Source organism: Stutzerimonas stutzeri (genome assembly GCF_000952685.1).
GTDB classification, from domain to species: domain Bacteria; phylum Pseudomonadota; class Gammaproteobacteria; order Pseudomonadales; family Pseudomonadaceae; genus Stutzerimonas; species Stutzerimonas stutzeri_E.
This window is the reverse complement of the sequence record NZ_JYHV01000029.1, coordinates 141685-153166: the sequence shown is the minus strand read 5'-3', so window position 1 is coordinate 153166 and position 11482 is coordinate 141685. Positions and strand designations below refer to the sequence as shown.

Below are 11482 nucleotides of genomic sequence, written 5' to 3'. Positions count from 1 at the left end.
TGTAACGGGCTGTCCCGTGTAACAAGTCGATGCGTGGAAATACGATGATAAATTATCGATAATTTATCAATAAATATTTTTCGTAGCGCCGCCGAGCCGTCTCTCGGTGCGCATTGCTGTATGCTTGCGGACCCGATTCACCTGGATGGCAGCCAGCGGCCATCCTCATTTTTCATGGTCCGCAAGATGGTTGACGCCAAATCCCCTCGTCCGTTGCGATCGTCCATCGTGGCGTCGGCGCATCTCGCCGAGCAGTCGCAGGAACTCTCAGAACTCGAATACGGCATCATCATCGCCAGCGCCGCGCTGATGCGCTGGATGGAACGCTGCATGAAGGCCTCCGGTGCGGTGGAAATGAATGCGCTGGACGTCATGGTGCTGCACAACCTGACCAGCCGCGGCCGTGCCAAGCGACAGGCGGATATCTGTCTGCTGCTGAACATCGAAGACACGCACACCGTGACCTACGCGCTGAAAAAGCTCGGCAAGCTGGGCCTGGTGACGGGTGAGAAGCAAGGCAAGGAAATGTTCTACCGAACCACCGACAAAGGCCGCGAGCTGTGTCAGGAATACGCTGATATCCGTCGCGAATGCCTGATCGCGTCCTTCGAGAACCTGAATATCGACCCGGAGGAGATTCACCGCCTCGCCGGGATGCTGCGCGCCATGTCGGGCCTGTACGATCAGGCCGCGCGCGCCGCGACTTCGCTCTGAACGCCTCACGCTGAACCGGATAATCCCAGAATGCGCATTGAACCCCGCCCGTTGCCCGACCTGTTGCCCGATCTGGGTGACCTGCCGCCTCTGCTGACACGCCTCTATGCGGCACGTGGCGTGCAGTCGGTGATTGAACTGGACAAGGGCCTGGCGCGCTTGATCCCGTACGACCAGCTCAAAGGTATCGACGCGGCCGTGACGCTGTTGGTCGAGGCGCTGGAAAAGCGTCAGCGCATTCTCTTCGTCGGTGACTTCGATGCCGACGGCGCCACCGCCAGCACGGTTGGCGTCCTGGGCCTACGCCAGTTGGGCGCCGCGCATGTGGATTACCTGGTGCCCAATCGCTTCGAGTACGGCTATGGCCTGACCCCTGAGATCGTCGCTGTGGCGCTGGAGCGCCAGCCCGATCTGCTGGTGACGGTGGACAACGGCATCTCCAGTGTCGACGGCGTGGCGGCAGCCAAGGTGGCCGGACTCAAAGTACTGGTAACCGATCACCACCTGCCCGGGCCCGAACTGCCGGCGGCGGACGCCATCGTTAACCCCAACCAGCCGGAATGCGCCTTCCCGAGCAAGTGCATCGCGGGCGTCGGCGTCATCTTTTACGTACTGCTGGCGCTGCGTGCCCGGTTGCGCGAGTTGGGCTGGTTCGCCCGCAATGGTTGGGCGGAGCCGAACCTGGGCGAATTGCTGGATCTGGTGGCGCTGGGCAGCGTCGCCGACGTGGTCCCGCTGGATGCCAACAACCGCATCCTGGTGCACCAGGGCCTGGCGCGCATACGCGCGGGTCGCGCGCGGCCTGGGCTGCGGGCAATCCTCGAGGTTGCCGGGCGCGATCATCGGCGGATCACCTCGACCGATCTCGGCTTCATTCTCGGCCCGCGGCTGAATGCGGCGGGGCGCCTGGATGACATGGCGCTGGGCATCGAATGCCTGCTTTGCGAAGACGAGGCACTGGCGCGGGACATGGCCGTGCAGCTGGATCAACTCAACCAGGACCGCAAGGGTATCGAGCAGGGCATGCAGCGCGAGGCGCTGGCCCAGCTCAAGGACTTGCCGCTCGAAGACATGCCGTTCGGCCTCTGCCTGTTCGAGCCGGACTGGCACCAGGGCGTCATCGGTATTCTCGCTTCGCGGCTTAAGGAGCGCTATCACCGGCCGACCATCGCCTTTGCCGATGCTGGCGAAGGCGTGCTCAAGGGGTCGGCACGTTCGGTGCCGGGCTTCCATATTCGTGATGCGCTGGATGCGGTGGCGGCACGTCATCCGGGTCTGATCAGCAAGTTCGGCGGCCATGCGATGGCGGCAGGTCTATCGCTGCCAGAAGCGAACTTTGGCGCCTTTGCGGCCGCCTTCGATGCCGAAGTGCGCCGGCAGTTGTGCGAAGACGATCTGACCGGACGGCTGCTCACCGATGGGCAGTTGAGCATCGAGGAGTTTCATCTCGAACTGGCCAAGGCACTGCGCAACGCCGGCCCCTGGGGACAGCATTTCCCAGAGCCGGTGTTCCACGGTGTGTTCCAGTTGGTGCAGCAGCGCCTGGTCGGCGAGAAGCACCTGAAGATGGTGCTCAAGAGCGAATGCGGCTCGCTGACTCTCGATGGCATCGCATTCAATATCGACCGGGATCTCTGGCCCAACCCCAACGTGCGCTGGGCCGACCTGGCCTACAAGCTGGACGTCAATGAATTCCGCGGCCGTGAAAGCGTGCAGCTGCTGGTGGCGCATATCGCCGCGCGTTGATTCGCCAGGCCCTCGTTCGGGATCCAAGATCGGCCTGCTGAATCGAGGAGCATTTACCAGGGCGCAATTGATTGTTGCCTGGTCGTCGTGGGCCTAGAGTGATTGGATTAAAAGAACAATCCTTCGGAGCCCGCGATGAGCGAATCGACCCAGCACCACCGTGCATGCCATCTGTGCGAGGCCATCTGTGGCCTGACAATCGAAACTCGCGACGAGCAAATCGTTTCGATCAAGGGCGATCCGCAGGACAGCTTCAGTCGCGGCCACATATGTCCCAAGGCCGTCGCGCTGCAGGACATCCAGAACGATCCGGACCGTCTGCGTCATCCCATGCGCCGCGTCGGCAACGAGTGGCAGGCCATCGAGTGGGACGCTGCGTTCGAGCTGGTCGCCGAGCGCCTCGCCGAGATTCGCGAGCGCCATGGCAATAACGCGGTGGCCGTTTACCAGGGCAACCCCAGCGTGCACAACTATGGGTTGATGACCCACAGCAACTACTTCCTCGGTCAGCTGAAGACTCGCAATCGTTTCTCCGCCACCTCGGTCGACCAGCTGCCGCATCACTTGACCAGCCTGATGATGTACGGCCACGGTCTGCTGATTCCTATCCCGGACATCGATCACACCGATTTCATGCTGATACTGGGTGGCAATCCGTTGGCCTCCAACGGCAGCATCATGACCGTGCCGGATGTGGAAAAGCGTCTCAAAGCCTTGAAGGCGCGTGGCGGCAAACTGGTGGTGGTGGATCCGCGTCGCAGTGAAACGGCGGCCATTGCCGACCAGCATCTGTTCGTTCGCCCTGGCGAAGACGCAGCGCTGCTGTTCGGTTTGCTCAATACCCTGTTCGAAGAAGACCTGACCCGTGCCAGTCATTTACCTGTGGAGGGGCTGGATGAGCTGCGCACGGCAGTGGCGCCTTTCACCGCGGAGGCTATGAGTACACGCTGTGGGGTGCCGGCCGTGCAGATTCGTCAACTGGCCCGGGATTTCGCTGCGGCCGACAAAGCGGTCTGCTATGGGCGCATGGGCGTCTCCACGCAAGCGTTCGGCACGCTGTGCCAATGGCTGGTGCAGTCGATCAATCTGGTCACCGGCAACCTCGACCGGGTGGGCGGCGCGCTCTGCACCCAGCCGGCGGTGGACCTTGTGGCCAGCACTTCGGGTGGCCACTTCAATCGCTGGCAAAGCCGAGTCTCGGGGCTGCCGGAATATGGTGGCGAGCTACCGGTATCGGCGCTGGCTGAGGAGATGCTCACCGAAGGGGAAGGGCAGGTGCGTGCGTTAGTCACCGTGGCCGGTAATCCGGTACTGTCCACGCCCAACGGCCGTCAGCTGGAACAGGCGCTGGATGGGCTGGAGTTCATGCTCAGCGTCGACTTCTACATCAACGAAACCACCCGTTACGCCGATCTGATCCTGCCGCCGACGGCGCCGCTGGAGCATGATCACTACGACACCACTTTCAACGTCTTCGCGGTGCGCAACGTCACTCGCTTCAACGAAGCGGTGCTCGCCAAGCCGGCGGGTGCGCTGCATGACTGGGAAATCTTCGTCGGGCTGGCCAAGGCGTTCGCGGCGCGTACCGGAATCGAGCTGAAATCGACCATGGCGCCCGAGCAGATGATCGATCTGGGCTTGCGTGCCGGTCCGCATGGCGACGGCAGCACGTCTGGCCTGAGTCTCGCCAAACTGCGTGATTACCCGCACGGCCTGGATCTGGGGCCGCTGCAGCCGAACCTCGCCGGCCGCCTGAAGACCGCGACCAGACAGGTGCAGGTCGCACCGGAACTGTTCCTCGGAGACCTGAAGCGCTTCGCCTCCGCGCCGCAGTCGGCGTCGGATCAACTGGTGCTGATTGGACGCCGTCATGTCCGCAGCAACAATTCCTGGATGCACAACTACCATCGTCTGGTGAAGGGTAAGCCGCGTCATCAGTTGCTGATGAATCCGGCGGACTTGAGCCGCCTCGAATTGACCGATGGTCAGCGTGTGCGGGTTCGTTCGCGGGTCGGCATGATCGAGGTGGAGGTTGCTGCCAGCGACGAGATGATGTCCGGTGTAGTCAGCCTGCCGCATGGCTGGGGCCACGCTCGCCCCGGCGTGCAGATGGGCATCGCCAGCAGCCAGCCGGGCGCCAGCGCCAACGATCTGACCGATGAGCGCCAGCTGGACGCGCTGTCCGGCAATGCTGCGCTCAACGGTGTGCCGGTGCGGGTGGAAGCCGCCTAGCGTCCCGGCCATCGGGCGATCACCGGAGCTTTTGGCGGGCGCGAGGTGGGCTGTTATAGGCCTAGATCCGACAGTCCTGGATGGTCATCGGGACGGCGACCTTGCGGCCAGCGGAATTTCCTGTCGGACTCCTGAATGGGTAAATCATTGATGCAGGCAAATCGATGAGCCATCAGGCCGTTTTCAGCGAACTCCCAGTTTTCGTTGCCGTAGGAGCGGAACCAGTTACCCGAATCGTCGTGCCATTCATAGGCGTAACGCACGGCGATTCGGTTATCGGTAAACGCCCAAAGCTCTTTGATCAGCCTGTATTCCAGTTCCTTGTTCCATTTGCGGGTCAGAAACGCCTGCGCCTCAGCTCGACTGGTGACGAATTCCGAGCGGTTTCGCCACTTGGTGTCCGGGGTATAGGCCATGGCCACTTTTGCCGCATCGCGGCTGTTCCAGCCATCTTCGGCCAGTCGGACTTTCAATACCGCTGACTCCCGAGTGAAGGGAGGAACAGGTTGACGGATTTCGGTGGTAGACATGGCGATCGCTCCGGTTTCGAGAAAGAGATATTGAGGATAGTCGTCGGTTCGGGCTGTTGCGGCTGGCGGCACTAGAGTTCAAGGACCAAGGGCTGACTCCCATTCTCACCTTCCGCGGTTACGGCGCAGCAGATCAGCACCATGTCGCTCTCCGGCATTTCCACCGGAGGATTGGGGTAATGGACAATGCCGCTGATCCGACGTGTCTTGCAGGTCCCGCAGGAGCCTCCACGGCAGCTGAAATCGGGGTTCAGACCGCGGCTTTCCGCCAGCTCCAGCAGGCTGCCGCTTCCTGGAGTCCAGCGTGCTTCCAGTGCCGATAACGAGAAAAGCACCGGCACCGGAGCGCTGGCAGCCGGCGCTTGAATCAAGGCGGTGGAATGTTCGGCCGCTGACCGCTGAAGCATCGAAGGGCCGAATGCCTCGGCGTGGATTCGCTCATCCGCAATGTTCAGTGCGCGCAAACCGTCGTACAGGTCCTGGATGAACCCGGCTGGCCCGCAGAGATAAAAGTCGTAGTCATCGAACGCGAGCCTGGCCTTGACGTCGGCTAAGCCGAGGCGACCGGCTATTTCGTAGTCGCGCCCAAGAACCGCTTCCGTGCCCGGCCTGCTCAGCGCCCGGTGGACGTGCAGCTGCCCAGCATCGCGCTGTAACAGTTGCTCAAGCTCCTCCTGAAACGGAAGGTCCTCCAGCGCCCTGGCGCTCTGGAACAGATGGATGTGGCGTTCCCTTTGCTGCGTCTGGTTTTGCCAGGCCAGCTCCCTGAACATGGAAATAAGCGGTGTAATGCCGACCCCCGCGCCAATCAATACCGCCGGTCTTGCGGTGTCAACCGTCAGGGTGAAGCCGCCCAGTGGCGGACGAACCTCCAGAATGTCGCCCACCTGCACCTTGTCGTGGAGATGTTGGGATGCGAGCCCCTGCGCCTTGACGCTGATGCGAATGTGACCATCGGAAGGGGCGCTGGAGATGCTGTAGGTCCTGATCAGTGCCGCTTCACCGTCGGCGTATAGGCGCATCGGCAGGTGCTGTCCGGGGTTGAATTCCACCGGAGTATCGTCCAGCGGTTGGAGGATGAATGAGCGAATGTCTCTGCTTTCGTCCTGCAGCCGCATCACCCGCCACGGTTGCCACCGCCGATGCTGTTCGTTCTGCCGCAGCTTTTCGTCTGCCGCGGCCCAGGTGCCGGTCATCAAGCTGGTCGGTGCGTAGCCATGGAACGTCCAGCGCAGAGACACGGCGGCCGGCCTCAGCACCACGTGCTCCACGTCGAAGGTAAACAGCCGCTCGGCGCCTTCGAAGGCGCGGACGATCGGGCCGTCCAGAATCAGTTCCGTGCGCCCGCTAAGTTGCAGCATGTCGCCGCTGGTGAAGTCGACAAACAACAGCCCGGCGCGGGAGTTGACCTTCAGATTCCCCAACGTGGCGAAGAATTGATTGCCCGCATAGTCGGGAATGAACAGCCGGTTGCGTTCGACCTTCACAAACCCGGCGCGACCTCCCCGGTGGGAGACATCCACGGAGCGGTGGTGGTCGTCATGATCGAAGTAGCTGGCGATGAAAAATGTGTCGGCGGCGCGGATCATCTCGGTGGTTCGAGGGTTCAACGCAGTGAAATCCTCGCGCGCTCCGCGGTCTTTCCACCGCTCCGTCGAGCGCGTATAGGACCTTTCCTGGATGTACTTCGGGCAGTTACCAAAGGAATGCTCGACCACAACCTCGAGGCGGTCCGGTGCGGCGTGTTCGATCATGCCGTTGATGCGATTACGTCGGCGCGTATGCAGCTCGATACCGAGCATGCCGACGGCATGACCCGCCTGCAGGCCAGCCGCGGCCGGGTCCTGGCTGTCGAGAGGTGCCGCAAGCACCAAATGCTGTGGATCCGGAGAAACGACGAAACCCTCCGGCCCCTCCATCAGCGTGGCCCAAGGACGGTTCCGCGCATCGACCGCGCCGACGACCATGAAGGGCAATTGATGATAGAACTCCCGGTGCTGGTCGGGCATGTAGTCACGAATGGCCTTCTGGCCAACAACGTCCATTCGCTCGGTCGCGCCGACTGTTTCCTGAAGCATTTTTTCGCCGGCATGCCAGGGTGACTGACGGTGCTTGGGGAGATGATTCATGGAAGACGCTCCTTGGGAAGACTGCCGGAAAGCCCAGCAGCCGGTGCCCACTCAGTTGCTCTGCAAACCGACGGCAGTGCGCTGCATGGGTACGAAGCCGGGAAGCGCTTCTATACGCTCCAGCCAGGCGCGCACATTGGGGTAGGCCTGCAGCGACACGTTGCCTTCCGGGGCATGGGCGATATAGGTGTAGTTGGCGACATCGGCGATGGTTGCGGTGTTGCCGGCCAGGAACGGCGAGTTGGTCAACTCGCTGTCCATCACCTTGAGCAAGGCGTGGGAGCGCGCGGTGACGTCATCGGCATTCAACGGGGCGCCGAATACCGTGATCAGGCGCGCGGCGGCCGGCCCATAGGCAATCTGGCCTGCGGCAACCGATAGCCAGCGCTGAATGCGCGCGGCACCGAGGGAATCTTCAGCCAGCCAACTGCCGCCACCGTATTTTTTTGCCAGATAGACCAGGATCGCGTTGGAGTCGCTGAGCGTGGTGCCGTTGTCTTCGATAACCGGAACCTGGCCAAACGCATTGATGGCCAGGAATTCAGGCTTTTTGTGCGCACCATTCGCCAGGTCTACGAAAACCAGCTCGGTTGGCAGCTTCATCAACGAGAGCAGCAGCTCGACGCGATGGGCATGGCCCGAAAGAGGATGGCGATACAGTTTGATGGCGGCTTGGGTCATGGTCGTGGCTCCGTAGCTGGTTGAGAGAAGTCAGCGCAGCTTCGAGTCGTGTAGAGAACCTTGCGCTGCCAGATGAATGCTGCGCCTGCTCGCGGCTCGATAGAATCGCCACACGGAGCAATCCATAATTTCGTTCTACGAAATAATCGTATTGCCAGCTGACAAAGGGCTACGGTGGGAAATGGATCGATCGAAGCCTGGTGGCTTCATCTGGAAAAGGCCGGGTGGGCGCGTAATCGGGGCGTCGCGAAGTCGACGAAGGTGCGCACGCGCGCCTCGGCCCGGCGGCCATCGCGGTAGATCAAATGGGCCGGCATGCTCTGGTTGGCGAAGCCGTCCAAGACGGGCTCGAGCAAGCCGCTCTGCAGCTCATGGTGCGCTTCGTAGCTCATGCAGCGAATCAGCCCCAACCCCAGGGTGGCGGCACGAATAGCCGCACGCTGGGTGGTGCACGTCAGCACGGGGGCAGGCCGCATCAGCCGTGTGGCGCGCTCGCCGCGAAAACGCCATTCGGCCTCAGGGCTTGCGGACGCGGTAAGGACGGTGCGGTGAGCGTGGAGATCGTCGGGGGTCTCGGGCCGCCCCCATGTTGCCAGGTAGCCGGGCGAACCACAGACAATGGGTCTCACCATGCCCACTGGCATGGCGAACCCGGACGAGTCTGGCAGCTGGCCAACGACAAGGGCGACATCGATGCCCTCCTCGAGGAGTTTGGGCACGCCTTCGCTGGTCCGGATAACCAGACTTACGTCAGGAAAGGCCGCCAAGTAAGCAGTGGCGATCGGCGTGAATACGTGGGGATCCATCAGCAGCGGTAGCGAGACGGTCAGTTCCCCGGTGGGACATGCATGCAAGCCGGCAGCGGAGTGTTCGGCGTGGTCGATTCGCTCCAGGATTTCTCGACAGTCCAAGGCAAACCGTTCGCCTGCAGGGCTCGGCTCGACGCCGCGCGGACCACGAATCAACAGGGTGTTATTCAGGCGTGCTTCCAATGACGCTACCGTGCGCGTGATTGTCGCTGGCGATAGATTCAGATTCCGCGCGGCAGCGGCGAGGCTGCCCGATTTCACAACGGCTTCGAATACCTGCATTTCGCGGTATCGGCTCATGCGCTAGGTCCGTGTAACCACGTGCAGCCCTGGATTTTCCAGAAACCGACTGGCGCAATAGTCGACGAAAGTGCGCACCTTGGCAGGCACCCGTTTACCGCCTTGATAGAGCACATGCACCGGCAATGCCGATGTACCGAACTCATCGAGGACGATTTCCAGTTCCCCCTTCGATACCAGGTCGGCAACTTGGTAAGACAGCACCCGGGTGAACCCCCAGCCAATGCGCGCGGCATTGATTGCCGCCTGATTGGAGCTGACCACCAGCCGCGGTTTGGGGTGCAAGGTGATGGAGTTCGGCCCCACCTGGAATTGCCAATCGGTAAGCAGGCTGCTCGTAGAGGACATCACTATCGGTGACGCCAGTACCTCATTTGGGGATATCGGTCTGCCGACGCGATCGAGGAATGCGGGTGCGGCACAGATGACAGGGCGGATCTGCCCGACATGGATAGCCTGCAGACCGGTCTCAGGCAGCTGGCCGATGCGTATGGCCACATCTACGCCTTCCTCAACCACGTTCACCAGACGATCCACCAACAGCGCGTGGATGACTACGTCCGGGTGCTCACCAAGGTACTCGGTGATCAGCGGAATCAGGAATAACTCACCAAACATCACCGGAGCTGTCACGGTCAGATTGCCGCGCACACGAATGCTGCTGCCGGTGGCCAGTTCTTCGGCTTCTTCCAGATCCAGCAGGATGCGCTTGCAGTCTTCCACATAGCGCCGGCCTGCTTCGGTCAGACGCAGACTGCGGGTGCTGCGCGCCAATAGCAGAGTGCCTAGGCGGCGCTCCAGACCCGCTATCACTCGCGTCACGCTCGGCGGCGACATGCCCATCCGTTTCGCCCCGCCCGCAAAGCTCTGCGCATCAGCAACCGCCAGCAGTACCTTCATCTCCTGAAACCTGTCCACACTCACCGTCCAGATTCGAGCCTTCGTTAAATGGATTCCAGCTTAGTGTTTGCGAGTCACCGTCGAAAAGAAAACAACCGGCACGGGCAGTGCCGTCCCATTTGCGCTGCGCTGGGAAAGGGCAGGCACGAATCGATCGTCCAAGGCTGATTTGTTTCCCACGAAACCGCCCACCCACAGTGATGAGCTAGCCAACTGCAACACTCTGTCACCGATTCGCCACCCACGCGGCCTTGGCCGAGCAAAGTCGTCGAAACAGTCTGTACTGGAGGATGTCCAACGCGCATCCATTGCAGTGAGGTTTCCATGACACAGCTTTTCCAGCCGCTCACCCTGCGTCAGCTGACGCTGCCCAATCGCATCGCCGTTTCGCCCATGTGTCAGTACTCGGCCAAAGCCGGCATGGCCAACGATTGGCATTTGGTTCATCTGGGTAGCCGGGCCGTCGGCGGGGCGGGGCTGGTCATCATCGAAGCCACCGCAGTGACGGCTGATGGGCGCATCTCGCCGGAAGACCTGGGTATCTGGTCCGACGACCATGTCGAACCGTTGCGCCGCGTCACGCGGTTCATCGAGTCTCAGGGTTCGGTAACCGGCATTCAGCTGGCCCATGCCGGCCGCAAGGCGAGCACCTGGCAGCCCTGGCTCGGACGGCACGGAAGCGTACCGATCGCGGCCGGGGGCTGGACGCCGGTCGGCCCCTCGACCATCGCTTTCGATCCGGAGCATGCGGTGCCCACCGCGCTGGACGAGGCGGGAATCAACGAGATCATCCAGGCGTTCGTGCGTGCCGCCGAGCGCTCGCTGGCGGCAGGCTTCAAAGTGGCTGAGGTGCACGCGGCGCACGGCTATCTACTGCATCAGTTCCTCTCACCGCTTTCTAATCAGCGTCAGGACCGCTATGGCGGCTCCTTCGACAACCGTATCCGCTTGCTGCTGGAGGTTACCCAGGCGGTGCGGGCGGTATGGCCGGAGGCGTTGCCGCTGTTCGTGCGGCTGTCGGCGACCGACTGGGTACAGGACGGCTGGAATGCGGAAGAAACCGTTGAACTCGCGCGGCGGCTGAAGACTCTCGGCGTCGATCTGATCGACGTGTCCTCTGGTGGCACGGCCGTCAATGCCGAGATCCCGGTCGGCCCGGGCTATCAGACCCAGTTTGCCGAGCAGGTGCGGCGTGAGGCCGGCATCGCCACCGGTACGGTCGGCATGATTACCGAGGCGGTGCAGGCCGAGCACATCCTGCGTACCGGCCAGGCCGATCTGATCCTGCTGGCGCGCGAGCTACTACGTGATCCCTACTGGCCGTTGCACGCGGCCGAGGACCTACGTGACAGCTCGGTGCCTTGGCCCGCCCAGTACGTCCGCGCAGCTCACCGAAACACGCCCATTCGCCAAGTTCCCGATTCGCTCGATTGAATCCCCC

9 protein-coding genes are annotated in these 11482 nt (G+C 62.1%); 4 read left to right on the top strand and 5 right to left on the bottom strand.

The annotated features are described in order from the left end of the window. Positions 1-186 precede the first annotated feature (186 nt). From UF78_RS15350 to UF78_RS15340, 3 genes are all read left to right on the top strand, one after another. Positions 187-714, top strand: coding sequence for a winged helix DNA-binding protein (locus UF78_RS15350; protein WP_025242572.1), 528 nt, complete (start codon positions 187-189; stop codon positions 712-714). Between the two features lie 30 nt (positions 715-744). Further along, entirely contained in the window at positions 745-2460 is a 1716-nt protein-coding gene (gene recJ, locus UF78_RS15345) for a single-stranded-DNA-specific exonuclease RecJ (RefSeq protein WP_045163079.1), read from the top strand. Between the two features lie 135 nt (positions 2461-2595). Next, positions 2596-4692, top strand: a complete 2097-nt coding sequence (locus UF78_RS15340) for a molybdopterin oxidoreductase family protein (protein WP_045163078.1) — start codon at positions 2596-2598, stop codon at positions 4690-4692. Positions 4693-4745: 53 nt separating this feature from the next. On the opposite strand, the gene UF78_RS15335 is transcribed toward UF78_RS15340, so the two are convergent. The 5 genes from UF78_RS15335 to UF78_RS15315 all read right to left on the bottom strand — a co-directional run bounded on the left by UF78_RS15335 (position 4746) and on the right by UF78_RS15315 (position 10041). Next, entirely contained in the window at positions 4746-5222 is a 477-nt protein-coding gene (locus UF78_RS15335; RefSeq protein WP_045163077.1) for a DUF1348 family protein, read from the bottom strand. Between the two features lie 71 nt (positions 5223-5293). After that, the gene (locus UF78_RS15330; RefSeq protein WP_045163076.1) at positions 5294-7351 is read right to left on the bottom strand and encodes a pyridoxamine 5'-phosphate oxidase family protein; all 2058 of its coding nucleotides are present in this window, start codon (positions 7349-7351) and stop codon (positions 5294-5296) included. Positions 7352-7402: 51 nt separating this feature from the next. Continuing rightward, positions 7403-8032 (bottom strand): glutathione S-transferase family protein, encoded by a 630-nt coding sequence (locus UF78_RS15325; RefSeq protein WP_045163075.1) that lies wholly within the window; start codon positions 8030-8032, stop codon positions 7403-7405. A gap of 206 nt (positions 8033-8238) precedes the next feature. Then, positions 8239-9141 carry a LysR family transcriptional regulator gene (locus UF78_RS15320; protein ID WP_045163074.1) on the bottom strand — a complete coding sequence of 301 codons (903 nt, stop codon included), beginning with the start codon at positions 9139-9141 and terminating at the stop codon, positions 8239-8241. Positions 9142-9144: 3 nt separating this feature from the next. Further along, positions 9145-10041 carry a LysR family transcriptional regulator gene (locus tag UF78_RS15315; RefSeq protein ID WP_196298681.1) on the bottom strand — a complete coding sequence of 299 codons (897 nt, stop codon included), beginning with the start codon at positions 10039-10041 and terminating at the stop codon, positions 9145-9147. Between the two features lie 324 nt (positions 10042-10365). Here UF78_RS15315 and UF78_RS15310 point away from each other — a divergent pair, with 324 nt between their 5' ends. Beyond that, positions 10366-11475 (top strand): NADH:flavin oxidoreductase/NADH oxidase, encoded by a 1110-nt coding sequence (locus UF78_RS15310; RefSeq protein WP_045163073.1) that lies wholly within the window; start codon positions 10366-10368, stop codon positions 11473-11475. Positions 11476-11482 lie beyond the last annotated feature (7 nt).

What these genes read in the sequence shown, in the direction of transcription:
- UF78_RS15350 (WP_025242572.1), top strand. Translation starts at nt 187, where the DNA reads ATGGTTGACGCCAAATCCCCTCGTCCGTTGCGATCGTCCATCGTGGCG.
- recJ (WP_045163079.1), top strand. Translation starts at nt 745, where the DNA reads ATGCGCATTGAACCCCGCCCGTTGCCCGACCTGTTGCCCGATCTGGGT.
- UF78_RS15340 (WP_045163078.1), top strand. Translation starts at nt 2,596, where the DNA reads ATGAGCGAATCGACCCAGCACCACCGTGCATGCCATCTGTGCGAGGCC.
- UF78_RS15335 (WP_045163077.1), bottom strand. Translation starts at nt 5,222, where the DNA reads ATGTCTACCACCGAAATCCGTCAACCTGTTCCTCCCTTCACTCGGGAG.
- UF78_RS15330 (WP_045163076.1), bottom strand. Translation starts at nt 7,351, where the DNA reads ATGAATCATCTCCCCAAGCACCGTCAGTCACCCTGGCATGCCGGCGAA.
- UF78_RS15325 (WP_045163075.1), bottom strand. Translation starts at nt 8,032, where the DNA reads ATGACCCAAGCCGCCATCAAACTGTATCGCCATCCTCTTTCGGGCCAT.
- UF78_RS15320 (WP_045163074.1), bottom strand. Translation starts at nt 9,141, where the DNA reads ATGAGCCGATACCGCGAAATGCAGGTATTCGAAGCCGTTGTGAAATCG.
- UF78_RS15315 (WP_196298681.1), bottom strand. Translation starts at nt 10,041, where the DNA reads ATGAAGGTACTGCTGGCGGTTGCTGATGCGCAGAGCTTTGCGGGCGGG.
- UF78_RS15310 (WP_045163073.1), top strand. Translation starts at nt 10,366, where the DNA reads ATGACACAGCTTTTCCAGCCGCTCACCCTGCGTCAGCTGACGCTGCCC.